Below are 24600 nucleotides of genomic sequence, written 5' to 3' on the forward strand. Positions count from 1 at the left end.
AAATTTACTTTTTCCGGGAAAGGAAGAAGGCTGCAACACCAAATAAGCCGAGGATGTATCCGATCCCCGAAAATATTTCATTAACGCCGGGACCTTTCTCTTGCTGGCTGATTATCAGCCTCTTCAGAGTTTCTACTTTGTCTGTCAGCGTTTTTACTTGTGCGGTTAATTCAGCCAGATCCGAGCCAGGTTCGGTAGGCTGTGTCAGTTCTACTTTCGGAGCAGGGGAAGAAACAGGTTGAGTCTGTGTCTGTGAATCGGGTTCAGATATGTCCGGGAAAATTTCATCCGCTGTCAGAGTCCAGACTGCACGGTGTCCTTCTGAGGCATAAAGGTTGATAAGAAGTCCGCTTCGTTCAGCTTTTGTTGCTTCCGGAATGGGAAAGTTGAACAAACCTTTATCGTCTGTTGTTCCTTTAAGAAGCAGTTCGCCACTGACCGTACTGAATATTTCCAACGCGCCCTGATGAACTTTCCTTTTTTTGCTGAAATAGCTTTCGGTGAAGACAGTTTCGCCCTCTACATATGCAAATAGACTAACCCGGTGGGCAAATGCCTGCGTTGCAAAGAGGGTAATCATGAACAAAGTGCTAAATATAAAGATTCTATGTTTAAGCTGCATATTATTCCATGAGCTGACTGTTAAAATGAATAGTCTCTTTGTGTTACGTATTTTCAAAGAGTGATACAAGCTGAGATTTGATAAGTCAATAAGGAAATAAAAAAAGCCCTTAACTTCTTGCAAGTTAAGGGCTTTGATGACCGATCTTTTCGTCCACTTAATTAAACGTATATCCTAGATTGAAGGATGTTCCCAGAGTTCCGTCCGGGTCGTCTTTTTTGGCGCCTATGGGGGTCATATAGTTTACTTCACCGCCTATGGTGAAGCCGGAATCAAATCTATACAGCAACCCGGTTTCAGCACCGACAATTGGTGCACCATCTGAAAGATCAAATTCAGTTTTCGGATGGTCGTAAATAGCATAGCCGCCGCTACCGCCTATGTATGCGGTCAGATTCTTACCGGTATAGTAGCGGTAAAGAATTGATGCGGTGAGCGAATAGGTATTAAAATAATCCTTTTTGTAATCATACGGAGTGGATGTTGAGTTGGTTGTCGTAGAGTTGCTCGTGGACGTTGTAGAGTTGGATGACGCAACTGTGAACGTTCCTGAACGTCCGTTGCTCATGGACATCTTGAAATCCCCGCCGATACCTACCCCTGAGGGGAAAAAATGGCGGACACTTATTCCGTCGTTTATTCCCCAACTCTCGTAAGGAACATTGCTTTTGGGCTGCATCACTGCATGCAGTCCGGACTTAACCCCAACGTAAGTTTCGGACTTGCGCTTTGGGGTAAAGAATCCTGTGGGCTGACGGTTGCGGCGTGACTTTTTTTGCACGCTGACTGCAAGATCGTAATCTCTTTTGGCGGTATCGCCGGGTTTTTGCATCATAGAAACGGAATCATGTGAAGATACGTCAGCTCCGGTAGATTTTGTCTCTTGCGGAGATGAAAATGTCTGCTGCATTTGCTGCGTTGATACAGCTGGGGCCGGGCGTGCAGGCCAGAGTCCCAGCTGTTGTGGCGGCTGATAGGCCTGTACATATCGCACTGGTTGCGGCTGGGCATAAGTCGTTTGCTGGGCTTTGTTCCGGGCTGGAGCCTGAGTGTCCGGCACTTGCGCCTGAGGTTCAGGAAGAAGTTCTTGCGTTATTTCAGAAGCATCGGCATTCGCTGTCGGGGGAATTGGGGCCTGCTCCGTGATAGTTTCCGGTTCTGTTATTTCTTTGGGTATTTCTACCGGGGTAGTGTCTATTGCAGGAGCGGCCTGCGCGGTGCTTTGTACAATCCCATCATCCAGTAGCTCTTTGGCCAGTGATTTCCCGTTTACAGTTATGTCTCCGATGATTGTTCCATCTTCGGCTTTGCTGAGTTCACGAACTTCCACATCACGCATAAGGACATTGTTGCTACTTTCCATGCGGGCTTTGGCAGGATCAAGATCCGGGGAGGGCTCGACTCCGGCAATATTGACTTTCACAGGTGTCTGTCCATTTTTCAGCACCACAAATGAGGTAGCTTCTTCAACAGCAACAATTTTTCCGGGCCAGGCAAAAGCCATCGCCGGAAGCATGACAATAGTGATAAGTATGGCGAATAGTCTCAGCATAAAAGGATCTTTATTTTTGGGTTAATATTCGTATCTCATTACAAAAGTGATCGGCATTACAGCAATAAACTTAACACCTAAATTAATAATTTTGTATGACTGTATTTTATTTTCGATCGGGATAAAACTCCTGAAATATATGTTTTGTGAGCCTGATTGTTTAGAGGCAGGAATAATGGTATAATTTCCTAAATTTTGGGAGGTAACCTTTTCAGTGCTGCGTTTTTTTATTCCAGTCGTTTTCTTTTTCATGCTTGTACCGTCTCTGGTGCTGGCTGATAAATTATTGTTTGTCACTCTGGACTCTCCACCGCAAACTTATTTGGATAATGGCAAACCTACCGGTTTTCTAGTTGAAATAGTTGAACTTGCTGCTAAGAGGGCAGGTTATTCCACAGAGGTTCTTATTGTTCCATGGAAAAGGGCCATGACAATGGTCAAAAAAGGGAAAGCGGATGCTGTTTTCAATGCCGGGTTCAATGAAGAGCGGAATAAATATTTGCGTTATCCTGATACAGTGCTGATCACAGAAAAGGTTGTTGCCGTTCGTAGGTCTGGAACAAATGTATATTTCTCGCCTGAATTTGAAGGGGCAGAGAAGTATGTCGGAGGTGTCGGGCGTGGGTTTTATTATGGTCAGAAAGTGGATACTGCCATAAAACAAAATAGGTTCAATAGAATTGAAGATGTTCCCAATCTTGATCTCAATACCAAGAAGCTGCTTTTAGGCAGAATTGATTTTTTCTTTGCGGATTACTATCCGGTTCTAAATTTCCTGAACGACAACAAGTTGCTGGGAAAAATTGAGGCAGTGATAGATCCAATTGATGGTTTGCCGCTGGTCTATTCCCAGTCTGATACTTACTTGGCATTTTCAAGAAAAAAAGGCCCTGAGGCCTTTGAAAAGGTAAGTGCAGAATTGAAAAAGATGAAAGAGGACGGCACTTATCTTAAGATAATATCAAAATACATTCCTGTCCACGAGGGGTTTTAGAAGCTGTAATTATTTCCAGCCCATTGGCTCATATCCTTTCTCTCGCAGGCAGCGTTCAACAAATTTTTTATACAGCGAGTTGGAATCATCCTGAACAGCTCCGCTAACTGCACCGCCTGCTGCGCCACCGGCTGCTCCGGCCATTGCAGAAGTCCCCGGGCTTCCGGTTACAATTCCAATTCCTAAACCGATGGCTCCGCCGATCAGACCGCCTTGTACACCGCTTTTGACCGAAGTTTTCCCTCTGGAGTCTTTGCCGACACTCTTTTCAGCAAAAGCCATGCAGTAATCAATATCGTTTGATACTTTGGCTTCCCCTGCCTTCTTGTATTGGGCATTAGGGTAGAGTACCGGTTTGCTGGTGCAAGCCGCGCTGGTCATCAAAAACAGTGCTAATAATACGGGGGTTATTTTTCTTGTCATGGTTTTAGCTATACTCTGGGTATTTTGATGGTGAATTTTGAACCAATTCCTATTTTGGTGTCTATTTCAAAAACACCACCGTGGTTTTGGGTTATTATAAAATATGAAACTGAAAGTCCAAGTCCGGTTCCTACCCCCGGTGATTTAGTTGTAAAAAATGGTTCAAAAGCCCTTCTTCTTACTTCCGGGGTCATGCCCGGACCGTTGTCCTCAACTTCTGCGATAACGAATTTTTCGTCTGCCCTGGTTCTCAAGATGATAGTGGGATTTCTGTATCCGGCTATTTCATTTGTCGCGTATGCTGCATTTTTTACAAGGTTGAGCAGTACTTGTTCGATTTCGATACGAAGGCAGTTAATTTTGTCAATATCTGCCTGATATTCCTTAATTATCTTCGTGTGCTTGAAGTCGTACTTATTCTTCAGGTCATAATCGCAGGTGATGATGTTTATTATGTCATCAAAAAGCTGATTCAGGTCGCAGCTGCTCATTCCTTCATCATTGCGGCGGGTGAAATTGAGCATGGTCCGCACTATGTTGGCCGCACGCTCCCCTGATGAGTGGATGCCTTCGAGCATTCTTATGACGCCACGGTCATCGAGAAAAGCGTTTATCTGTTCACAGGTGCATCCGTGTTTTTCGGCAGCTTTGACGCTGGCGGGGACGTCAGCTGAAATGCGGCGGTAAATGTTCTGCACGGCCTGCAGGATACCCGCTAAGGGATTATTGATCTCGTGGGCCATTCCGGCAGCAAGACCACCCACAGAGACCATTTTCTCGGTCTGGATCAGCAGTTCCTGTGTTTTTACTTTTTCGGTCATGTCGATGATCGAAGCGATACAATCTTTGCTGTCGTCGATTATTTCAAAATTAGCATGAACATTACGTATCTCACCAGTGGAGCATTTGAATTTAAAGTCATATGATTTAGGAATGCTGTATTCGGATAAGAATCTGCTTTTGGTATATCCGTCAAATCTTTCATATTCTTTACCGGTGATGAACTCGGACCATTTTTTCTTGTTTTCAATTTCTTCCCGGGAAATTCCGCAAAGCTCAGCGTATTGTTCGTTGCATTTTTTTATTAGATGGGTCTCCAGATCGTAAATGATAGTGGCTGTCCCGGTGTTTTCAAAAATGCTGCGATAATATTTTTCGCTCTTTTTGAGCTTTTCCTCAATTTCCCGGCGGGTATTGATTTCATTTTTGAATTTACCGGCTACAAAAAGTGAAGCAAGGAGGATAATCATTACAGTGCCAAAGATTACCGCTGCAATTAAGGCTGTTTCTTGCTTAATTGTTACCTTGCCTTCGGTGGGGTTAAAAAAGAAAGATTTTAGATCTCTGGTTTTATCTACCAGACCTTGTTTTTGGAAATCTTCACTAATCTGTTTCCAGCGTGCAGGGTTGCTGTGTCCGATGCGTACTAATTCGGGCAAAATCAGGGTTTGTATAGTCTCTGCTTCATACTTAAGGTGTTCTCTGGATTTTAACGACCCGAATTTTCCCATAATGACTTCGATTATCTCTTCCGGATGAGCCAGAGCATATTGCCATCCTTTTAGACTGGCCCGCAAAAATTTATTTACCCGTTCCGGATGTTTTTGAATTTGATAGCGTGAAGTAAAAAGTGTGTCGCCGTAGAAGTCAACACCGTGGGTGTAAGGGTAGATTATGGAATAGGATACGTTTTCTTTTTTCAGATAGTAAGGCTGGTTGGTGTTGTATGCAGCAATGACGTCAATTTCCGGGTCAAAGTAGTCTTCAGGTACGGCAAAGCGGTCAATAAGATTAATCTCGTCGAAAGAAACATTATGGCTCTCTAGCATGACTTTCAGTTCAATTTCCTGTGAAGCTGTGTTCATAAGAACTGTTTTGCCTTTGAGACCCTGAGCGGTATGGAGAAGGGGTTGTGTCTTGGAAATAAAAACAAGCGGTGAGTGTTGAAAGATGGAGGCCAGCAAAACTACTTTTTTCCCTTTCAGATAATGCAGAAGCACTTCTGAATTACTGACCCCGAAATCTGCATCCCTTTCCAGCACCTGATCTATTGGGTTATGCCGTAAGTCCCTTTCAACTATGGTTACATCAAGCCCTTCATCTTCATAATAGCCTTTTTCAAGGGCGGCGTAATATCCGGCGAATTGAAATTGGTGAAACCATTTAAGTTGCAGGGTGACTTTATCGAGTTTTGTCTGTGCAAAACTCTTTCCGGGAAATCCAAGCACAGCCGGGACAATAATAAGAGCGCATAAGATTATTGAAAATAAAATTTTCGTATGCATTTCGGAGTGGACTGTTGGATATATTGTTTTTAGCAAATTGCGGAACCTCTGTTTTGGGTCTGTGGTATCTTAAGTGATATCAGAAAGGGCTATCATTGCAAATGATTCCCTCAGAGAAACAAGGAGGAAGAATGAAGTTCGGCAGGGATTTGTATAAGGCAAAAGAAAAGGCCCTGCAATTTGCAGGGCCTTATGATTATCTTGGTAGCGAGGAAGGGAATTGAACCCCCGACACTGCGGATATGAGCCGCATGCTCTAACCAACTGAGCTACCTCGCCACGTTTTGTGGGTTGAACTTCCTGTCCAACGAGGACAGTGTTTATACAACCTTGGGCTACTTGGCAAGTAAAAAATGTAAAAAAAATCAGTATAATAATTATATGCTTAATTTACTGGGAGATAAAAGAAAAAGGCTCTGCATATTCTGCAGAGCCTTCTGACTATCTTGGTAGCGAGGAAGGGAATTGAACCCCCGACACTGCGGATATGAGCCGCATGCTCTAACCAACTGAGCTACCTCGCCACTTTTTCGTGGGCTGGGCTTCCTGCCCAACGAGAAATTTTTTATACAGTCTACGCCTGCTTGGCAAGTAAAAAATGCAAAAAAATCAGTATAGTAATTATATGCGAGATTTTGTGGAGCAGAAAAGAAAAAGGCTCTGCAGTATATGCAGAGCCTTTTGACTATCGTGGTAGCGAGGAAGGGAATTGAACCCCCGACACTGCGGATATGAGCCGCATGCTCTAACCAACTGAGCTACCTCGCCACGTTTTTGTGGGCTGAGCTTCCTGCCCAACGAGGAGTGTTTCTATACAGTCTGCGCCCGCTTGGCAAGTAAAAAATCAACTTTTTTTAAATTTTTTTTGATAAGCTTGAAAGAACCTACAATACTTGGCGTTAGGACCAGAAGAAAAGAACCAGAGGAGCAAGGGCCAGTCTATAATACGCAAACGGACGCAGGGTCAGTTTGCCCAGCAGATATATAAATCCTTTCACTGCCACCCAGGCTGAGAGAAAAGACACAATGAACCCGACAGCCAGAAAAGGCATATCGGCAATGGTGAACAGTTTATAACTTTTAAGCATGTCGTAACCGGTTGCGGCAAACATTATCGGCACGGCGGCTATGAAAGAGTATTCAGCAGCGATTTTACGCTTCGCACCAAGGAGCATGCCGCCCATGATAGTTGCTGCGGAACGGGAAAATCCGGGCCAGAGTGCCAGACACTGAAAGCATCCGATGCCAAGGGCCAGTTTCGGGGTAACTTCATCAAGGGTGTAGCAGTTAGGATGGGTATCTTTTTTCTCGACTATCAAGATCATGATTGCCCCGATACCTAGCGCCCATGCTACGGTGTAGGGGTTGAAGAGGTGTTGTTTGATGAAGTCATGGGCCAGCAGTCCCAGTACTGATGCCGGAAGGCTGGTCAGGAATAAAAGATACAATCCGCGGATACCGGAAAATCTCTGGTTCGGGTTCGGGAAAAGCAATCCCCAGAAGCGGGGCCAGTAAAGAACAACCACAGCCAGGATTGCGCCGAGTTGAATGGCAACTTCAAAAGAAGCGGCCTTTTCCCCGGTAAAACCGAGTAGGTGTCCGGTGATGATCAGGTGTCCGGTGCTTGAAACGGGTAGAAATTCAGTAAGTCCTTCAACAATGCCTAAAATTGCGGCGGTAAATAGAGATGTCATTGGTCTTCCCTTATGATTGCCGGAAGTTCCGGTATGGTTTTCAAGTAACCCGCATTGGGTAAGCCAGCCTGCACAAAGTTGCAAGGGGCGGCAAGCTGGTGTACTGATAAATATTAATCAACTACGTCTTAAACAAGGATATAAATATATGACTACCATCGTGCCTCCCTGTGAATTGACAAGAAAGGCTATCAAGTGGATTTCCGAACAGCATGAAGAAACCGGAAAGCCTCTGAAATCACTGCTTGAAGAGGCTGCTATGCGTTTCAACCTTTCCCCGAAAGATATGGAATTTATGGAACGTTTTTATGCAGAAAACAATGCTGAAGAACCCGATTGCTAGGCTCCCGGTTCATTCTCCTGTTTTTATTTCATGTGACGGGCTGTGAATTTGCCCATTCTGATTAATTTTTTTGTCTGCATCTTTTGCGGGAACTAAATTGAAGCTTCTTCATCGCAATATTTTTAAAGAACTCATATCCATATTTACCCTAAGCATATCAGGGTTCATGGGCTTGATCCTTATCGGAAGGCTGCTCCAGTTCCGGGATCTGTTCATGGGGCAGAGCATCAGCGCATTGGAAATGGCCAAGCTGTTCATGTATCTATGTCCGTTTTTTCTGCTCATTCTCACGCCGATTGCAACCATGCTTTCGATTTTCCTTACCTTTTTGAGGATGAACGCTGATAATGAGATCACAGCTCTTAAATCCGGTGGATTGAGTTTATACAGGCTTCTGCCTGCGCCGATTATTTTCTGCCTGCTATGTACCGGGGCTGATTTTTATTTTTCACTGTACGGTCTTTCGTGGGGTACGGAAAATTTCCGCAATTCCCTCATGGAACTTGCGCGGACCCAGAGTCAGCTTGCTATTCAGCCGGGAGTTTTCAATAAGAATTTTCCGGGGCTGGTTTTCTATGCTGAGGGGGTTGATGACAACAACGGAGTAATGCGTTCTGTTTTCGTCCGCGACAATACCCGTAAGGAAATGACCGCGACCATTGTTGCCCCGCTCGGTGAAATCCGCACTGATCCAATGATGGGGCGTTTGCTTATTCATCTGGAGAATGGGCGTATCTACCAGCAGGAGCGGGACCAGCTTAGCGTACTTAAGTTCAAGAACTATGACGTGCGCATTCCGTTGGCCAATATTCTTAAAGGCTATGATGTTGATGAATTGCGTCCCAAAGAAATGTCATGGGAAAAGCTGGTTCGTATCAGCCGCGCCGGTGACCGCGCTGGGGAAATCGACCCCGGTTTTTTCAAAAAAGTTCAAGTAGAGGTTCAAAAAAGACTGGCATTACCTGTCGCCTGTCTGGTTCTAGGTATGTTTGCCATGCCGATTGCTTGTATCTTCAGAGGGCTTAAGCAGCAGTACGGCCTTTTGATCTCCATGGGCCTTTTTCTCGTATATTACACGATGCTTTCCCTTGGGGTAACCTTTGGCGAAAGCGGGGTGTTGACCCCGGTTGTCGGCCTTTGGTTACCAAATGTGTCGTTTGCCATTATTTCAGTGATTCTACTCAAAATGGCGGTTATGGAGCATTCATTCAGCATCAGGATTCCGTTCCTGAAAAAACTCAGGAGGAAGAAAGATGATTCGTAGACTTCTTCCGGGATATCTTGCTTCTTATGTGTTGAAACAGAATCTTTTCCTTATGTGTGTCTGCCTTGGAGTAGGAACCGGTATTTATTTGCTTTCCGACCTCTTTGACCGTCTGGATGATTTCATTGAAGCCGGTTTGGGAATGGGCACTATCCTGAAGTATTTTCTGGTTAAGATGCCGCTTATTTTTTCCCAGATTCTACCTGCTGTTTTTCTGATCTCCATGATCGTGCAGCTTTGCGTCATGGCCCGCAATAAGGAGCTTTTGGCGTTGCGTACCGGGGGCCTTTCTCTGGCGTGGTTTTTCAGATTTTTCGTGATTTACGCCGTGATCTGGTCTTTCGGGCAGCTCTTGTTCTCGCAGGTAATCGGCGTTTACGGTGAGCAGGAAGCCTACCGTATATGGAAAGAAGACGTGCGTAAAAGCATGCTGGATAAGCGGGTGCTCAAAAATATCTGGCTCAAAGAAGGGCGTTTCGTGGTCGAGGCCAAGGAAGTCATGCCGTTCGGTAACAGGGCAAAGGGTATCACCGTGTACGAATTTGCCGATAATAACGGTGGTATCAAGCGGGTGATCACCTCAGAAAGCGCAGAGGTCAGCAGCAAGTACGGATGGAAGCTTGAGAACGCGGTTGAACTTAGTCCGGATCGTTTTGCTTCCCATGAACATCCGATTTTCACCATGCCTATCAAGCTGAACCTAGACGTATTTAAAGTGGTCGACCCGGATATTGATCCGGCCCAGCTACCGCTCTGGCAGCTTGATCAAGTTATTGAGCAGCTTAAGCTGTCCGGTTCAAATGTGGATCGTCTGATCACAGCATGGCATACCAAATGGTCCTATGCTTTTTCATTATTGACCATGGCACTGGTATCGTTGGCATTAGTTACCATCACCGAGAATATTTATGTGAATATCGGGGTCGGGCTGGCTTTAGTCTTTACCTATTACGCCCTGTTCATGGTCGGTGCGTCAGCAGGGGATAGCGGGGCATTGCCGCCTATGATTGCGGCGTGGCTGGGTAATATTCTCGTCAGTTTACTGGCACTCACCAGAATTGCATGGGTGCTCCTGCCGGAACATTTCGGCAAGTACATGACTAAATTGAAAAGATAAGAAAAAGGGCATTCCACCGGATGATGGAATGCCCCATAAATAGGTCTTTTTAATTCTTCTATTTTGATTCTTCTTCAATATTTGCCAGTTCAGGAATTGCAGTAACATCAAGCAGGTTCCAGAGTCTGGTGCGGTTCATGCCGGTTTTACTGGATACGCAAATCGGCTTGACTTTAAGGATATCTTCCCATTTATTCTGGACTTTAGCACGGTCCTTCTGCTTGGTCTTGTCCGATTTGGTCATGATCGGCAGAATAGGGAGGTTGCAGTGTTTGAAGTAGGAAATCAGGTCCAGATCATTCTGCTGCGGATTGTGGCGGCTGTCCAGAAGAACTGCCGCTGCTGCGATGTGTGGGTTGTCGAGCATGTAGTTGTCGATCAATTTTGCCCATTTAGCGCGTTCAGTCTTTGAGCAGCGAGCGTAACCGTAGCCGGGCAGGTCTACCAGAAAGTAGCCATGCGGGCTTACTTCGTAGTAGTTGAGGCTGCGTGTTTTACCCGGCGTGGAACTGATTTTGGCCAGTTTTTTTCTGTTTGCAAGGCAGTTGATCAGCGAGGATTTTCCCACGTTGGAGCGTCCGGCCAGAATAATCTGCGGCGCGGCGAATTCTTCAAGCTGATTGATCTCGTAAACTGTTTTAATTAGTGTCAGTGTATTATCCATAAGGAATTGTCCTTGATTATTCGTGTTTGCTTAAACCTGACTTGTTCACTTATTTATTGAGGCTAGTCAAGCAAAGCGTTCATGACAAGAATATTTTCCATAACATTAATTTATTATAGGTGGATTCCATGAAAACCTTCCTGATTTTGAACGGACCTAATCTCGGTTATGTCGGTAAACGTCAGCCTGAGATCTACGGTTCTGATAAGATTGAAGATATTCCCGATCATCTCAAAACTATCATGGGCGAGAAAGCTGATGAGATTAAACTGGAATTTTTTCAATCCAATTCTGAAGGAGCGTTGATCGATAGGCTTGAAAAAGCTCGAGAAGAGGGTGTCGACGGGGTCGCTTTCAACGCTGGAGCATACACCCATACAAGTCTCGCTTTGGCAGATTGCCTTGCATGGATTGAAGTTCCCTGTGTAGAAGTTCATATCAGTAATATCTGGGCGAGGACAGAAGATCCAGTTCGCCAGAAAAGTTTTATGGGAAAACAGTGTATTGGAGTAATTGCCGGATTCGGAATAATGAGCTATGCCTTGGCCGTTCAAGCATTGTTTACACACGTGACAGCTGAATAAACATCGGGGTTGCGCTTGATAGAGTCACAGCCTCTTTGCAAATAATATTTTATTGGAGGAAATTATGATTTCTACTAAAGATTTTAGAAACGGATTGAAGATCGAAATTGATGGTAAACCTTTTGAAATTGTTGAATTTCAGCATTTCAAACCCGGTAAGGGCGGCGCATTTGTCCGCACCAAGCTGCGTAACATGTTTACCGGCCGCATCACTGACCAGACTTTCCGTTCCGGTGAAAAAGTTGTGAAGCCTGATATGGCTACCAAGGAAATGCAGTACCTTTACAAAGACGGTGAAGATTACGTTCTCATGGATCTCGAATCCTACGAGCAGATGAACGTACCCGCAGATGTTATCGCAACTGCAGGCGGTTTCATGAAAGAAGGTGAAACCAACAAAGCTCTGCTTTACAACGGAGAAGTTATCGGTGTTGATCTGCCTGCTTCCGTAATTCTCGTAGTTGCCCAGACCGATCCCGGCATCCAGGGTGACCGCGTAAGTAACGCAACCAAGCCTGCTACCCTCGAAACCGGACTGGGCATCAACGTACCCCTGTTCATCAACGAAGGTGACAAGATCAAAGTCGATACCCGTTCCAGCGAATACCTCGGACGTGAAAAGTAATTAGGTTTGTTACTTGTTTCGGGGGGCTTAGCGCTCCCCGAAAATTGTATTTTCACCAGCCCCTTTCCGGCATCAAACGGAGGATGTGACACTGCCCAGCGGAAAATTCGCAAAAGAGATTTCCGGCATGTTCTGGATTTTTTTAGCCGTATTTCTTTTTATAAGCATGTACTCCTACCATCCGGGGGACCCGACCCTCAATCAGGCAGTCAGCAACAACTGGAAAGTTAAGAACATGATCGGTCCGGCCGGATCATATGCCGCCGGAATTCTTGTTGAGATGCTCGGTCTGGGCTCTTGGCTTTTTCCTTTCTATTTTCTTTTTCTCGGTATCACTTCCTTTATCAGTACACTGCGTCAGCCGTGGTGGCGTTGGACAGGTTTGGTGTTGCTCTATGTCTGCATGCTGGCTTGGGCATCACATCCTTGGCTGGTTCAATTTCAGAAGCCCCTGCTCATTCATGAAGGTGGCTTTATCGGCGGAATCCTGTCCAAGTGGTCTTTTAAATACCTCAAGCCAGTTGGGGCTTTTCTCTTCTGGATGTTCATGACTTTGGCCGGGATTCAGTTGACACTTAATCTCAGCTGGGCTTCCATCGGCAAGCGTTTGCGTTCCATACTTACCGATTTCTTCCTTAAAAATAAGGAGCGGGTGGAACGCAAGGCCAAGCGAATGAAATCCGAACAGGCTGTGAAGCGTGCAAAACGCAAAAAAGCCAAGGCTGAAGCTAAAGCCTCCCGCGAAGCTGAAAAAGAACTGGCTGCGGATAAGGATGCTGTTGATGCTGACACAGAGGAAGAGGACGGACTTCTCGTTCTCAAACCGTTTCAACGTGAATCAGCCAAAAAGGAAAAGCCTAAAGCCAAGGCAAAGCCCAAGAAGCCCAAAGCCAAAAAAATTGATATCAGCACAGATTTCCCAACTTTTGATTTCTTAGCAGAACCCAAAGTTGCCGGAGTTCAATTTGATCCCAAGGATCTTGAAGAGAAGACCGAAGCCTTAAAGGTCTGTTTGAACGATTTTAATATAGATGGCGAAGTTCAGAAGGTTATTCCCGGGCCGGTGGTAACCATGTTTGAATTCCGCCCAGCTCCGGGCGTCAAGGTTAGCAAGATTGCGAACTTGACCGATGACATTGCTTTGGCTCTTAAAGCTACTGCTGTTCGTATTGAGGCGCCTATTCCGGGCAAGGATTCTGTAGGAATTGAGATCCCCAATGATAATCGGCAGACCGTATATCTGCGTGAAATTTTTGAGCACAGCTGCTTTACCAAATCCAAGTCCCCGCTGACCATGGCTTTGGGTAAGGATATTCAAGGTGAACCTGTTTCTGCAGACCTCGCCAAGATGCCGCACTTGCTCGTTGCAGGGGCTACCGGCGCGGGTAAGAGTGTCTGTCTGAACGGTTTGCTTATGTCCATGCTCTACAAAGCTGGCCCCGAAGAAGTCAAGCTGTTGCTTATAGACCCCAAACGCATTGAACTTGCTGTCTACGCCAGCCTGCCACACCTTGTGCATCCGGTTGTTACTGACATGGCTCTTGCCAAGTCCGCATTGGAATGGGCAGTATTTGAGATGGACAAGCGTTACGAGAACATGGCCCGTTTGGGTGTACGTAACATTGCCAGCTACAATGAGAAGCTGGCCAAGTCCGGCGATGATCTGCCTGAAGAGTTGGAAGATCTCGAACCGATGCCGTATCTGGTTATCGTTGTTGATGAGCTTGCCGACCTGATGCTTACTGCCGGTAAGGACGTTGAGATCAGTATTGTACGTCTGGCGCAGCTGGCGCGCGCGGCCGGGATTCATATTATCCTTGCTACCCAGCGTCCTTCTGTTGATGTTGTTACCGGATTGATTAAAGCAAACTTCCCGACCCGTATTTCTTTTCAGGTTACCTCCAAGCACGATTCACGGACCATTCTTGATATGGTTGGTGCTGAAAAGCTGCTCGGACGTGGTGATATGCTCTTTAAACCCAGCGGCTCAAAATTGCGCAGGTTGCATGGCGCGCTGGTGGAAGATGATGAAATCAAGGGTGTGGTTGATTTCTGGAAGAAGAAATATCCGCAGGATTTCGAACTTGATTTCACAGATTGGAAAGAGTCCCCGTCATCAGGCGCAGGTCCCGGTTCCATGCCCGGAGAGTCCGACGATCCAGTCTATAACGAGGCCGTACAGTTCGTCATGGAGCAGGGTAAGGCTTCCATCTCGCTGTTGCAGCGCAGGTTCCGTATCGGGTTTAACCGTGCGGCCCGGTTCATCGAGCAGATGGAACAGGACGGCATTCTTGGACCACAGGATGGCAGCAAGCCACGCATAGTTTTGGTTACTAAAGATTAGCCTTCGGAGGCCAAGAATCTTTTTAGTATGCTTAGCATGTAGTTTGTTAAGGTGACATAATATTTAAGTCCGTAGGATCTTGAAGATCTTACGGACTTTTAATTTATTGAAAGGAAAATATTAATCTTCAACTAATCCCAGATAAATTTAAATGGACAGCAGTCGCCGCCTTCTGCGAGGGTGGTTTCGCGGACCATGCTCAGTTTCTCGCTGTATCCTTTGGCGAATGGTTCGTCGCGGGAACAGGAGAGAAGTTTGCAGAGTTCTGCAGGCAATCCCATTTCTTGGTATGATTCCTGATAACGGCAGCGGATCACTTTGACTGTCAATTCATTGCCGTTGATGTATATATTTTCAACTTCAATGGCGTCATCCCTTTTCCAGATTTCGACTACAGTGGCGAAATGTTCAAGATTTGGAGTGCTAACGCTGGCGGCTAAATTTTGGCCTGCTTTACGGGCCGATTTTTGCAGGTTTTCAGCTATGATTTGCAGGGCTTTTTCCTGCCCGAATTGCTCGCTCATTGTTTCATAGAGTTCACCGTAAAGTTCGGCCTCTATGAGGCGGCGGGAAATTTGTGATACAGGTTGTACTTTCATAATCAATCCAAAAGGGTTAAGACTGTTTTTGTAGATGAACCCGAATTCACGAGGAGAATAATGAGATTCAGGATATTACTGCTTGCTATCTCGGTTTTGCTTTCATTCAGTTCCGTTGCGGTTGCTGATGAATTGACCACCGAGATTCAAAAAACATACGACTCAATTAAAACATTCAGTGCGGATTTTACTCAGACTTTGACCAATGCCGCAAGTAAAGAACAGGATGTTCGCTCCGGTAAAATTGTCTTTAAGCAGCCCTCTCTATTGCGCTGGGAATCCGTGAAGCCCGAACCCGAACTGCTGATTGTCGGTGAATCCATTGTCTGGGATTATTTCCCGGAAGACAAACTGGCCCTGAAATACCGCACCAAGCAGCTTTTCAACTCCAAGACCATGATCAAATTCATATCCGGTCAGGCTAAGCTCGAAGAAGATTTCGTGGTTGAGAATCAGGGTGATGATAACGGTTTGATCAAACTCAAGCTGATGCCTCTGGAGCCGGAAACCGGTATGGTGCTGGCTTATGTGTGGATTGATCCGGAAAAGAAAATGATGCGCAAGGTGCTGGTGGTAGACTTCTACGGCAACGGTAACGAAGTGTATATGAGCAATATTGAAATTGATCCTGCTGTGGATGACAGCCTGTTCCAGTTCATACCGCCCGAAGGCGTGGACGTGGAAGATAATACAAAGAGTAATTAAAGAATTATTAGCCTTTGGCGGATCTTTCAGGGAATTCTGCCGGGGCCTTAAATCCTTTGTTCTGCTTTGCAGATAGTTTTCAGATTGAATCGAAATGCAACAACCGCAATATCTCAAAGATATTGCGGTTGTTTTGTCTTAAGTCGTTTAATGCGCTTCAAGCTAAGCTTATTAAAAGTTTCTTTGGTTGCGCTAAAAGCGCCGCCGGAGGCATTCTATTTCAACTTTAAATCATTTTTGAGCAAAGTCAGTTCCTTCGCATTTAGTTCACGCCATTTACCGGGTTTGAGATTGCCCAGCTCGACGCGGCCCTGACGAACTCTTTTAAGGCGGAGGATGGTCTTATCAAATTCACTGAACATGCGTCTGATCTGGCGGTTGATGCCTTGGCGCAGTTCCATTTCATACTTTGTAGTGTCGCCGATTTCGGAGAGGGCTTTTATTTTGACCGGAGCGAGAAGCTCATCCTTATCTTCGAGATACATGCCGTTCTCTATGATCAAAATTTCTTTTTCCGAAAGCTTCCCACGGATGGTTACGTGGTAGATTTTGGGCAGGTGCCACTTGGGATGGGTCATGCGGTTGCAGAGTTCTCCATCAGTGGTGAGCAGGAGCAGACCTTCGGAATAAAAGTCCAGCCTGCCAACGGGAAAGACTCTGCGTTTAACGATATCTGCGGGGAGCAGGTCGAGAACGGTCTTGCGGCCCTGTGGATCTTTGGCGGTGGTTACGGTCTCAATGGTCTTGTGCAGCAGAATGTATAAGTCGTCAGACTTCTTGTCGTGCTGCACAAGTTTTCCGTTTACTTCCACACGGTCATTTTCAGGATCAACCTGAATACCGGGGGAATCAGCAAGCTGTCCGTTGATCTTTACCTTGCCTTTCTGGACAAGTTCATCTGCTCCGCGTCGGGAGGAGATCCCGGCGGAGGCAATATATTTATTAAGTCTTACAGTAGATTTTTCAGTCATAATTTCTCAAGCGTTAAAAAGTGCTATCCCTAAATACAGCAAAACTTTTAATTCCACACAATTCGCGGTAACTGCTAGCAAAGCTCGCTAAAAAGTTTTGGATGGATGGGGTCTGGAAAAAGGAAACTTTTGGAAAAAGTTTCCTTTCCCCAGACCCCGGAGGCACATATCTAAGCTTTTATGACTTTAGTGGCAAGCTGCAGGCTGGTGACCACATCGAGCATGTTTGTTGTCTCACCGACCTGTTTTTTGTCGAGCAGGTCGAAGTGGTCGAGGCAGGTTCCGCAAACGAGAATAGACACGCCTTCTTTTTCAAGATCCTGTAGCTTTTCAAGGCATTTGTGATCTTCAGTTGCAAGTTTGACCGCACTGTTGACCATAAGGATTCGCCAGAGGGAATCACCCAGTTCGGGCAGGGTGGAGAGAAAGTTGAACATCAGTCCGGCTCCGAGCTTGTCGTCTCCGCTGCCGAGGAATTCGCTGTTCAGGAAAACGAGAGTCTTGTTTCCGACTTGCGAGAGTTCTTCTCCGCTCATAACTTCGCAGACTTCACAGTCCTGCGCGGCTGCAGAAGCGGAAACATCTTTTTTGCCTTTAAGAACGAAGGCTCCGTCCTTTTCCTTGATGCTGACCTCGTATCCTTTGGTTGCCATGAAGCGTGAGACATTTTCCTTGGCTGCTTCGTTATCAACAATAATTTTTATTTTTGCAGGGTTGTCTGATTCGATAGCATTTTTACATTTAAGTACAGGCTGCGGACAGGGAAGTCCTTTACAATCTATTTTTACTGACATTTTCAATTCTCCTTATGTATTGATTAGAATCATAGGCTTTGCTTGGCGGTCAAATCGATTTATTTAATAAAAACAGGGCTAAGCTATCGGATAAATCTATCTTTACGTAATAGACACTTGCAGTCGAAGCCAATGACAAGTAAGGAAATAGCGCAATCGGCGTTCAGCCATACTAAAGGAGTTAAATTTGCCTAAAGGTGAAAAATACAGCTATCTGAAAAACAAACACCTTATCAAACGGTGTCTTTCATATTTCGGACCATACAAAGTTAAAATCATTATTGCTTTTATTTCTATGGCAATCGTGGCCGCAGCAACTGCCGCCACCGCGTATCTGATTCAGCCGGCCATGGATGATATTTTTATCAATAAAGACCGTGAAGCACTGAAACTGGTCCCGATCGCCTTTATTCTTGTGATGCTGATTAAAGGTGTGTTCAGGTTTTTACAGACCTACCTCATGAACAGCACAGGATTGCTTGTGCTGGAGAGGTTAAGAAACGATCTGTTCAGCAAGATCATTTGTCTGCCTATGGACTTTTTTGAAGAAAGTCAGGTCGGTATGCTCATGTCCCGCATCTTGAATGATGTGGTTGAGATCCGGGCCAGTCTTCCTTCTTTTATTATGATGATCCGTGAAGCATTTACTATTGTCTGCCTGATGGGACTGGTTTTCTATCGTGATCCTTACCTTGCTTCTTTTGCAGTTCTGGTGCTGCCGCTTGCTATTTATCCATTCTTTTATTTCGGACGCAAACTGCGCAAGCTCGGCCGCAAGAACCAGAGCAAAATTTCGGATATCAACGCTCTGCTGCAGGAATCTTTCAGCGGGGTAAAAGTCATCAAGGCTTTTGCCAATGAGAACCGGGAAACTGCTAAATTTGAGAATGAAAACAATCGCCTGGTCACCATCGCGATTAAGGAAATTCTCAACAGCGAACTCTCTTCCCGGATTATGGAAATTGTCGGTGCATTCGGTATTGGCCTTGTGCTCTGGTATGGCGGGGCACAGGTTATTGATGGACATTCAACTCCGGGTACTTTCTTTTCATTCATTGCAGCACTGGTCATGCTTTATGAGCCGATCAAAAAGATGAACTCTTCCAACATTGCAATTCAGCGTGCTCTTGCCGGTGCGGAAAGGGTCTTTGAAATCCTTGATTCCCCAATAATTAATGTGGAGAAGGGCGGCAGCGTTGAGCTGGAGAATAATTTCAGTAAACTGGAAATCAAGAACCTGACTTTCAGTTATTCTTCTTCTGAAGCCCCAGTGCTGGATGACATCAATCTTGATGTTGAGGTTGGACAGAAAGTTGCCATTGTCGGTCCCAGTGGATCCGGTAAGACCACTCTGGTCAACCTTATCCCCCGGTTTTATGATGCTGAGCAGGGTGAGATTATGCTCAATGGCAGACCGGTCAATGAATATACCCTAAAGTCTCTTCGTTTGAATATCGGTATGGTTTCTCAGGAAACTTTCCTTTTTAACTCCAGCGTTCAGGACAACATTTCTTATGTGAGTGTTGATTCAGATCCTAAAAATGTGCGTGAATGTGCAGAAACTGCTTTCGCTCACGAGTTCATTGAGAAGCTTCCTGAAGGGTATGACACCATTGTCGGTGAGCGTGGAGTACGTCTTTCCGGCGGTCAGAAACAGCGTCTGACCATTGCGCGTGCGCTGTTCAAGAACCCTCCGTTGCTCATTCTTGATGAAGCAACCAGTGCTCTTGATACTGAGGCGGAACGCATCGTACAGATGGCTCTTGAGAACCTCATGAAGGACAGAACCAGCATTGTGATTGCCCATAGGCTTTCCACTGTTCTTTCCGCTGACGTGATTGTGGTTATGGAAAAGGGTAAGATTGTTTCCAAAGGCACCCATAAAGAGTTGTTGGAAAATTGTCCCCTGTACATCAAGCTCTACAACATGCAGTTTCAGGATAATTCATAGTTATGAAGATCAAGATTGATCCGGTCATATTCGCGCCTCAGGTGGCCTTCTTGTATCGCTGGTGGGTGCGCTCCATGCGCTTTGATGTGCAGGGAGACGAAAGGGTTATTTCGCTTCATGAACAGGGCAAGCCGTTGATGCTGGCTCTTTGGCATAATGAATTGTTCAGCCTGATCGGAATGGGATTTCTCAAGAAACTGCCGCTGGTGACTATGGCCAGCGACAGCAAAGACGGACAGATTATTACCGAGGTGCTGGAGCGCATCGGCTATGAAGTTGCCCGCGGATCTTCTACCCGTGGCGGCCTTAAGGCAATGCTCGGAGTTGCGCGCGTTATGCGTAAACAAGGAAAGATCGGGGCTATTACCATGGATGGTCCCAAAGGACCGCGCCATGAAGTCAAACCCGGAATTCTGGCTATAGCCCAGAAAACCGGAGCGGCGATCATTCCTATGCGTGCTTATCCGTCCAATCCGGTTATTTTTCATAAATCATGGGATAGATTTGAGCTGCCCAAGCCGTTTATGCCCTGCAAGATTCTGCTCGGCGAACCTTTTGAAGTGACTGACCAAAAGCTTGATGAAGAAATTTTGGATTCTGAAGCTCGCCGCCTTGAAGAGGTCATGGCCGGCATGAAGCCTTAAGATACTTTTATTTGATCATAATAAAGCCGCCCTGTTCCTTATTGGAGCAGGGCGGCTTTTGTTTTGACGTAAGTAGAAAGTTAAATCCCGGCGGCGTTGCTGAGACGTTCTATCAGTTTTTCCAGTTCCTGTGCTGTCCGCGCGAGAGAAGTTATGGATTTTGCTGATTCCTGCATGTCGGATTTGGTGTCACCTGCCAGCATTTTCAGGTCTTCCACACTTCTGTGAATCTGATCGTGCGCTTCTGATTGCTGGTCTGTAGCGTGAGCAATCTTTTCGATTTCAGTAGCCGTATCGATAGACTTACCAGATATTTCCTGAAAAGCCTGTACAGACTTTCCAACCAATACACTGGCATGTTCGACCGCTTCCACCGTCTGGTCGGTGTTAGCGATGTTTGATTTTGCGGAAGCCTGGATACTTTTAATAGCCACTTCGACTTCTTTGGTGGATTGCATGGTCTTCTCGGCAAGCTTGCGGACCTCATCCGCTACTACTGCAAATCCGCGTCCGGCTTCGCCTGCACGAGCGGCTTCAATTGCCGCGTTCAGGGCCAGCAGGTTGGTCTGGTCGGCAATATCATTAATCACTCCTATAATGCCGCCGATGGAATGGCTATGGTCACCAAGTTGATGCATATTTTCTTTTACTGTGTCCGAAAGAGCTTGCAGCTGGTCTATAGCGACACTTGTTTCAGTCATGGTTTGCATACCGTCTTCCGCTCGTTCACGGGTGGATTTTGCTTGTGCTGCAGCATTCTCAGCATTGGAGACAGAGTTCATTAAAGTCTGGTTCATCTCAGTGATGGCCTGTGATGAGTATTCGATACGGTCAAATTGCTTTTCAGTGTTTGAACTGACCTGATCAACCTGAGTTTCAATTTCTGATGCACCTTTGGTCAGATATTTCGAAATAGACTGGGCTTTTTCGGTAATTTCGACCATTACTTGGTGTTGTTCGTTGATTTGCTTTTCCTTGGCCTTTATGTCTGTGAGGTCAACGATTATTGCAAAACCACCGATCAATTCATTGTCCAGATCGTAGAGCGGAGCTGCGTCTATGCGTACGTCGCGGAAATTATTCTTCTTCGTTTTCCAGCAGCGTTCAACATTAAGGATAGCCTGTTTATCTTCAAGACAGCGAGTCAAGATGCCTCTCTCGCCGGGAGGGGCCTGTAACAGTTCTTTGACAGGACGCCCAATCCAGCTTTCACACGAGCCGTTACTTTCCAGCAATTCGCAAAGAGGCTGGTTAATGTAAGATATTTTGGCGTCAGTATCGGAAATCAGGCAGGGGACAGTCATGCCGTCAAGCATTCCCTGCGAAAATCCAAGTTTGTTTTTTAGCTCGCTGACCATAATTTGAATGCCTTCAGCGAGTTTTTTTATTTCACTTTTGAATTTACCCTCCAATCTAGCCTTGAAATTCCCACTTGCGATAGCGCTGACAAAAGTTTCAATGCGTTCAAGAGGGTCGAAAATTGAGCGGCGCAGGAATACTAGTGTAACCAGTACAACCAGCACAGCGGTGACAGCCGAGATGATAAAAGCAAACGTCTGTAGTCTGGTCACTGCATGGAAGGCTTCTTTTTTGCTGATTTCTGAGATCAACGCCCAGCGAGATCTGCCTACCTCAATGGGAGTGAAGGCAACTAGTTTCTCAATTCCCGAAGGCGTGGTTAATAAAGCGGTTTTGCTTTGGCCTTGCAGAGCTAGTTTTACTGCTTTGAAATCAACTTTACCGGAGTCTGGGTTACTAAAAGATTTATTTACTGTGCGGAAGCCTGAATTAAGCTCCGAATCTGAACGCATGAGCATATCAGGACCGACAAGGTAGGATTCACCTGTTTTCCCCATACCTGAGCGTAGGGTCATAATGGAGTTTATTTCTTTAAGGGGAATTCGCAGAGCGACAACTCCCTGAATGTCACCTGCGTGCGAGTGAACCGGGGCACAGACAAATGCGACCGGTTTTCCACCCATGGGAGCATAAGGTTCAAAATCGGCGAACACGATTTCGCCTTTGACCGCTTTTGCAAATGCACGACCGAGGTTTGTATTTTTATATTGTCCTTTTTTGAGGTCGGCTCCGAGGTCTTTTTCTTTTTTTACGGAATACAGAACCCGCCCATAATCATTCATGAGGAGAGCGTCATCGTAACCCAACGTTTTTACGAAAGGTTGGAAAGGAGGAGAAGCATATTGGTGCAATTCAACATATTCCTCTGAACCTACATCCATAGTTTTACCGGGGAGAGCATATTCCATGGTGTACTCTCCGATCAAACCGACCGTATTATATATTTCCTTGACGTTTGAGAACAGTTCCACTTCTTGAAACCATTTATCGACAAGGTCTTGAATATTTTTCTTTTTTGCATCCCGGACTGATTCAAGTTGTCCGAAAGCCTGGCTGGATAATGTATGCGAAGCCATATTAACGCTCAACACTCCGATTAGAATCAGTGGAATAAGGCCTATAGCAACACAAAATGTGATCAACTTTAATTTCAGAGACATGCAGAAGTTCCTCCTCAGCATTTGATGAAGGAAACTTAAGGGTATAAAGAATGTTTACTATGTCTTTAAGGTTACAGTTTGGTTAAAAGCTCATTAATTAGAGCTGTATAGTTGTTTTCGAATACAAAGTTTTGAAGTAAGGGCTTTATGGCTTGCAATTTTATAAATGAATTTCATTGAATTATATTATAGCCTAAAGATTTTAATCTTTATGCAATTGACACTCATTCTCACATTCAATATTGTCGGTGACATTTCAAAATCAAACTGAATATTTGGATAAATCATATCAAATGAGAAAGCTGCTAGATTTTTTTGCTGGTAAAAGAACACGTTTAGAAACAGAAAATGTTGCAAGCATGACTGTTCATCAATTTGCCGAATCGTTGGGAAATGCCATTGATGCTAAAGATCATTACACATGTTCACATTCGGAAGAGGTTGCCGTAGTTGCCCAGATGCTGGCGGTGGAACTGGGCTTGCCTGATCGGGAGTGTGAGTTGCTTCATATTGCCGGTCATTTGCACGATATCGGAAAAATTGGGCTGCCGGATTCTATTTTAAAAAAAGAAGGGCGGCTGACTGCGGATGAATATGAAATGGTGAAGAAGCATCCCGGTATGGGGGCGGATATTGTTAAGCCTGTGGTATCAGTTTCCGGATTGGATCAAATCACCGGGATTATATTACATCACCATGAACGGTATGATGGCGGTGGTTATCCTTATGGTTTGAAGGGGGATCAGATCCCATTCGGCGCACGGCTCATAGCTGTAGCAGATACGCTTTCTGCTATGGCCAGTAATCGCCCATATCGTAAGGCATTGGAATTCAAAAAGATAGTAGAGGAGATAAAAAAATGTTCCGGGTCACAGTTTGATCCGCTGGTTGTCGAGGCATTCTTAGATTGTTCTGAGCAGATTGAAGAATATTTCGCAGGCAGCCCCACTCTGGTGGAAGAATTCGGACCTGACCGAAAAGCATTTTCAGAACAGGTCCGTGTTATGTCTTAATGATTATGACTTCTGTGGATGTTCATTTTTTTTTCAAGTTCCCGCACCGCAAGTGAGCAGGGAAATGTAAGGAGGAAGTACATCAGGATAACCAATGTCCAGATTTCGAAGGTTCTGTAGGTTGCTGACATCAGTTCCTGCCCTGCAAAAGTCAGCTCTTGAATTGAAATAACCGACACAATAGATGAGTCTTTGATGGTTGAAATAAATTGTCCGGCCAATGGCGGCAGAGAGCGGGAAAATGCCTGCGGCAGGATGATGTGGATAAGTTGGTTGCGTTTGGTAAAGCCCAGAGCAGCAGATGCTTCCCATTGCTCGCGGTCAATCGATTCAATTCCGGCACGGACGATTTCCGTGATGTAGGCTCCTTCGAATAGAGCCATGGTTAACACGCCTGACAAGAAGGCGGGAAGCTGTTCCACAGGCCCGAAAAGTGCGTTCAACACTGGGGACGTACTGTCTTCGAGCGAATATGAGAGTTCGGTGATACCAGTTGCCTGCATGATCTGGTCGCCAAGGAAAAAGTAGAATATAAAGATGAGTACCAATGGAGGAACATTACGGACTAGTCCTACATAAGTTCCCGATATCATGCGTAATAAAGGTCTCCGGCTCACTCTCCAGATGCCCATGACAGTTCCTGTGAACAATCCAAGTATGATAGACCATAAAGATAGGCGCAGGGTAACAAGCAAACCCTGAGTGAGCATGCCCGCCCGCCAATCTCCGGATGCAGAATCAAACCGGGCGATATATCCGGGAATAACCGACCAGTCCCAGTTGTAGTTTAGGCCGAGTGCAAGATGCCGGAAAATAAAAATAATTCCTCCCATGATGCATAAAAAGAGTATGTAGTCACGGGAGGTTATTTTTTGGGGAGAATCAAACATTTA

Annotated in this window: 22 protein-coding genes and 3 tRNA genes; 11 read left to right on the plus strand and 14 right to left on the minus strand. The window is 45.5% G+C overall.

All coding sequences use genetic code 11. The annotated features are described in order from the left end of the window. Positions 1-4: 4 nt before the first annotated feature. Positions 5-745: an HI_1622 family ECF transport-associated protein gene (locus tag ACNI29_RS16985; RefSeq protein WP_419779556.1), complete on the minus strand. Its 741-nt coding sequence runs from the start codon at positions 743-745 to the stop codon at positions 5-7. Positions 746-779: 34 nt separating this feature from the next. Next, entirely contained in the window at positions 780-2174 is a 1395-nt protein-coding gene (locus ACNI29_RS16990; protein WP_419779557.1) for a porin family protein, read from the minus strand. A 214-nt stretch (positions 2175-2388) separates the two neighbouring features. Between ACNI29_RS16990 and ACNI29_RS16995 the strand changes: the two genes are divergently transcribed. After that, on the plus strand, positions 2389-3168 hold the full coding sequence (locus ACNI29_RS16995; protein ID WP_419779558.1) for a substrate-binding periplasmic protein: 780 nt from the start codon (positions 2389-2391) through the stop codon (positions 3166-3168). 9 nt (positions 3169-3177) lie between these two features. On the opposite strand, the gene ACNI29_RS17000 is transcribed toward ACNI29_RS16995, so the two are convergent. The 6 genes from ACNI29_RS17000 to ACNI29_RS17025 all read right to left on the minus strand — a co-directional run bounded on the left by ACNI29_RS17000 (position 3178) and on the right by ACNI29_RS17025 (position 7570). Further along, positions 3178-3591: a hypothetical protein gene (locus tag ACNI29_RS17000; protein WP_419779559.1), complete on the minus strand. Its 414-nt coding sequence runs from the start codon at positions 3589-3591 to the stop codon at positions 3178-3180. Positions 3592-3599: 8 nt separating this feature from the next. Further along, positions 3600-5876, minus strand: coding sequence for an ABC transporter substrate-binding protein (locus tag ACNI29_RS17005; protein ID WP_419779560.1), 2277 nt, complete (start codon positions 5874-5876; stop codon positions 3600-3602). A gap of 202 nt (positions 5877-6078) precedes the next feature. Further along, positions 6079-6155, minus strand: a tRNA-Met gene (locus ACNI29_RS17010). 168 nt (positions 6156-6323) lie between these two features. Continuing rightward, positions 6324-6400 (minus strand) — tRNA-Met (locus ACNI29_RS17015). Between the two features lie 167 nt (positions 6401-6567). After that, positions 6568-6644: transfer RNA gene (locus tag ACNI29_RS17020), tRNA-Met, on the minus strand. A gap of 131 nt (positions 6645-6775) precedes the next feature. Next, the gene (locus ACNI29_RS17025) at positions 6776-7570 is read right to left on the minus strand and encodes an undecaprenyl-diphosphate phosphatase (RefSeq protein WP_419779561.1); all 795 of its coding nucleotides are present in this window, start codon (positions 7568-7570) and stop codon (positions 6776-6778) included. A gap of 148 nt (positions 7571-7718) precedes the next feature. Between ACNI29_RS17025 and ACNI29_RS17030 the strand changes: the two genes are divergently transcribed. The 3 genes from ACNI29_RS17030 to ACNI29_RS17040 all read left to right on the plus strand — a co-directional run bounded on the left by ACNI29_RS17030 (position 7719) and on the right by ACNI29_RS17040 (position 10294). Then, entirely contained in the window at positions 7719-7913 is a 195-nt protein-coding gene (locus tag ACNI29_RS17030) for a hypothetical protein (RefSeq protein WP_419779562.1), read from the plus strand. A 97-nt stretch (positions 7914-8010) separates the two neighbouring features. Beyond that, complete coding sequence (gene lptF / locus ACNI29_RS17035; protein WP_419779563.1) at positions 8011-9177, plus strand: LPS export ABC transporter permease LptF; 1167 nt, start codon at positions 8011-8013, stop codon at positions 9175-9177. Further along, the gene (locus ACNI29_RS17040; protein ID WP_419779564.1) at positions 9167-10294 is read left to right on the plus strand and encodes an LptF/LptG family permease; all 1128 of its coding nucleotides are present in this window, start codon (positions 9167-9169) and stop codon (positions 10292-10294) included. Before lptF ends, ACNI29_RS17040 begins: the two co-directional genes overlap by 11 nt. 58 nt (positions 10295-10352) lie before the next feature. On the opposite strand, the gene yihA is transcribed toward ACNI29_RS17040, so the two are convergent. Continuing rightward, positions 10353-10958: a ribosome biogenesis GTP-binding protein YihA/YsxC gene (gene yihA / locus ACNI29_RS17045; RefSeq protein ID WP_419779565.1), complete on the minus strand. Its 606-nt coding sequence runs from the start codon at positions 10956-10958 to the stop codon at positions 10353-10355. A gap of 128 nt (positions 10959-11086) precedes the next feature. Here yihA and ACNI29_RS17050 point away from each other — a divergent pair, with 128 nt between their 5' ends. The 3 genes from ACNI29_RS17050 to ACNI29_RS17060 all read left to right on the plus strand — a co-directional run bounded on the left by ACNI29_RS17050 (position 11087) and on the right by ACNI29_RS17060 (position 14511). Next, on the plus strand, positions 11087-11542 hold the full coding sequence (locus ACNI29_RS17050; protein WP_419779566.1) for a type II 3-dehydroquinate dehydratase: 456 nt from the start codon (positions 11087-11089) through the stop codon (positions 11540-11542). 64 nt (positions 11543-11606) lie between these two features. Next, the gene (gene efp / locus ACNI29_RS17055) at positions 11607-12167 is read left to right on the plus strand and encodes an elongation factor P (protein ID WP_419779567.1); all 561 of its coding nucleotides are present in this window, start codon (positions 11607-11609) and stop codon (positions 12165-12167) included. Positions 12168-12294: 127 nt separating this feature from the next. After that, a complete protein-coding gene (locus ACNI29_RS17060; protein WP_419782117.1) occupies positions 12295-14511 on the plus strand; it encodes a DNA translocase FtsK in 2217 nt (738 codons plus the stop codon). 131 nt (positions 14512-14642) lie between these two features. On the opposite strand, the gene ACNI29_RS17065 is transcribed toward ACNI29_RS17060, so the two are convergent. Beyond that, positions 14643-15110 (minus strand): L-2-amino-thiazoline-4-carboxylic acid hydrolase, encoded by a 468-nt coding sequence (locus ACNI29_RS17065; RefSeq protein WP_419779568.1) that lies wholly within the window; start codon positions 15108-15110, stop codon positions 14643-14645. Between the two features lie 60 nt (positions 15111-15170). On the opposite strand from ACNI29_RS17065, the gene lolA reads away from it, so the two are divergent. Further along, positions 15171-15815, plus strand: coding sequence for an outer membrane lipoprotein periplasmic chaperone LolA (gene lolA, locus ACNI29_RS17070; protein ID WP_419779569.1), 645 nt, complete (start codon positions 15171-15173; stop codon positions 15813-15815). A gap of 215 nt (positions 15816-16030) precedes the next feature. Here the strand turns inward: lolA and ACNI29_RS17075 are convergent, their stop codons facing one another. Continuing rightward, positions 16031-16786, minus strand: coding sequence for a pseudouridine synthase (locus tag ACNI29_RS17075; protein ID WP_419779570.1), 756 nt, complete (start codon positions 16784-16786; stop codon positions 16031-16033). Positions 16787-16956: 170 nt separating this feature from the next. After that, positions 16957-17580: a sulfurtransferase-like selenium metabolism protein YedF gene (yedF, locus tag ACNI29_RS17080; RefSeq protein ID WP_419779571.1), complete on the minus strand. Its 624-nt coding sequence runs from the start codon at positions 17578-17580 to the stop codon at positions 16957-16959. 187 nt (positions 17581-17767) lie between these two features. Here yedF and ACNI29_RS17085 point away from each other — a divergent pair, with 187 nt between their 5' ends. Next, positions 17768-19531 (plus strand): ABC transporter ATP-binding protein, encoded by a 1764-nt coding sequence (locus tag ACNI29_RS17085; RefSeq protein WP_419779572.1) that lies wholly within the window; start codon positions 17768-17770, stop codon positions 19529-19531. A 2-nt stretch (positions 19532-19533) separates the two neighbouring features. After that, positions 19534-20175: a lysophospholipid acyltransferase family protein gene (locus tag ACNI29_RS17090; RefSeq protein WP_419779573.1), complete on the plus strand. Its 642-nt coding sequence runs from the start codon at positions 19534-19536 to the stop codon at positions 20173-20175. An 80-nt stretch (positions 20176-20255) separates the two neighbouring features. Here the strand turns inward: ACNI29_RS17090 and ACNI29_RS17095 are convergent, their stop codons facing one another. Then, positions 20256-22694 (minus strand): methyl-accepting chemotaxis protein, encoded by a 2439-nt coding sequence (locus tag ACNI29_RS17095; protein WP_419779574.1) that lies wholly within the window; start codon positions 22692-22694, stop codon positions 20256-20258. A gap of 275 nt (positions 22695-22969) precedes the next feature. Here ACNI29_RS17095 and ACNI29_RS17100 point away from each other — a divergent pair, with 275 nt between their 5' ends. After that, positions 22970-23707: an HD-GYP domain-containing protein gene (locus ACNI29_RS17100; RefSeq protein ID WP_419779575.1), complete on the plus strand. Its 738-nt coding sequence runs from the start codon at positions 22970-22972 to the stop codon at positions 23705-23707. On the opposite strand, the gene ACNI29_RS17105 is transcribed toward ACNI29_RS17100, so the two are convergent. After that, the gene (locus tag ACNI29_RS17105; RefSeq protein ID WP_419779576.1) at positions 23704-24597 is read right to left on the minus strand and encodes an amino acid ABC transporter permease; all 894 of its coding nucleotides are present in this window, start codon (positions 24595-24597) and stop codon (positions 23704-23706) included. The genes ACNI29_RS17100 and ACNI29_RS17105 overlap by 4 nt on opposite strands. Positions 24598-24600 lie beyond the last annotated feature (3 nt).

The sequence above is a fragment of the Maridesulfovibrio spiralis (SeqCode) genome (genome assembly GCF_048571135.1).
Lineage (GTDB): Bacteria > Desulfobacterota > Desulfovibrionia > Desulfovibrionales > Desulfovibrionaceae > Maridesulfovibrio > Maridesulfovibrio spiralis.

What these genes read in the sequence shown, in the direction of transcription:
- ACNI29_RS16990 (WP_419779557.1), bottom strand. Translation starts at nt 2,174, where the DNA reads ATGCTGAGACTATTCGCCATACTTATCACTATTGTCATGCTTCCGGCG.
- ACNI29_RS17000 (WP_419779559.1), bottom strand. Translation starts at nt 3,591, where the DNA reads ATGACAAGAAAAATAACCCCCGTATTATTAGCACTGTTTTTGATGACC.
- ACNI29_RS17005 (WP_419779560.1), bottom strand. Translation starts at nt 5,876, where the DNA reads ATGCATACGAAAATTTTATTTTCAATAATCTTATGCGCTCTTATTATT.
- ACNI29_RS17025 (WP_419779561.1), bottom strand. Translation starts at nt 7,570, where the DNA reads ATGACATCTCTATTTACCGCCGCAATTTTAGGCATTGTTGAAGGACTT.
- ACNI29_RS17030 (WP_419779562.1), top strand. Translation starts at nt 7,719, where the DNA reads ATGACTACCATCGTGCCTCCCTGTGAATTGACAAGAAAGGCTATCAAG.
- ACNI29_RS17040 (WP_419779564.1), top strand. Translation starts at nt 9,167, where the DNA reads ATGATTCGTAGACTTCTTCCGGGATATCTTGCTTCTTATGTGTTGAAA.
- yihA (WP_419779565.1), bottom strand. Translation starts at nt 10,958, where the DNA reads ATGGATAATACACTGACACTAATTAAAACAGTTTACGAGATCAATCAG.
- ACNI29_RS17050 (WP_419779566.1), top strand. Translation starts at nt 11,087, where the DNA reads ATGAAAACCTTCCTGATTTTGAACGGACCTAATCTCGGTTATGTCGGT.
- efp (WP_419779567.1), top strand. Translation starts at nt 11,607, where the DNA reads ATGATTTCTACTAAAGATTTTAGAAACGGATTGAAGATCGAAATTGAT.
- ACNI29_RS17060 (WP_419782117.1), top strand. Translation starts at nt 12,295, where the DNA reads ATGTTCTGGATTTTTTTAGCCGTATTTCTTTTTATAAGCATGTACTCC.
- ACNI29_RS17065 (WP_419779568.1), bottom strand. Translation starts at nt 15,110, where the DNA reads ATGAAAGTACAACCTGTATCACAAATTTCCCGCCGCCTCATAGAGGCC.
- lolA (WP_419779569.1), top strand. Translation starts at nt 15,171, where the DNA reads ATGAGATTCAGGATATTACTGCTTGCTATCTCGGTTTTGCTTTCATTC.
- ACNI29_RS17075 (WP_419779570.1), bottom strand. Translation starts at nt 16,786, where the DNA reads ATGACTGAAAAATCTACTGTAAGACTTAATAAATATATTGCCTCCGCC.
- yedF (WP_419779571.1), bottom strand. Translation starts at nt 17,580, where the DNA reads ATGTCAGTAAAAATAGATTGTAAAGGACTTCCCTGTCCGCAGCCTGTA.
- ACNI29_RS17090 (WP_419779573.1), top strand. Translation starts at nt 19,534, where the DNA reads ATGAAGATCAAGATTGATCCGGTCATATTCGCGCCTCAGGTGGCCTTC.
- ACNI29_RS17095 (WP_419779574.1), bottom strand. Translation starts at nt 22,694, where the DNA reads ATGTCTCTGAAATTAAAGTTGATCACATTTTGTGTTGCTATAGGCCTT.
- ACNI29_RS17105 (WP_419779576.1), bottom strand. Translation starts at nt 24,597, where the DNA reads ATGTTTGATTCTCCCCAAAAAATAACCTCCCGTGACTACATACTCTTT.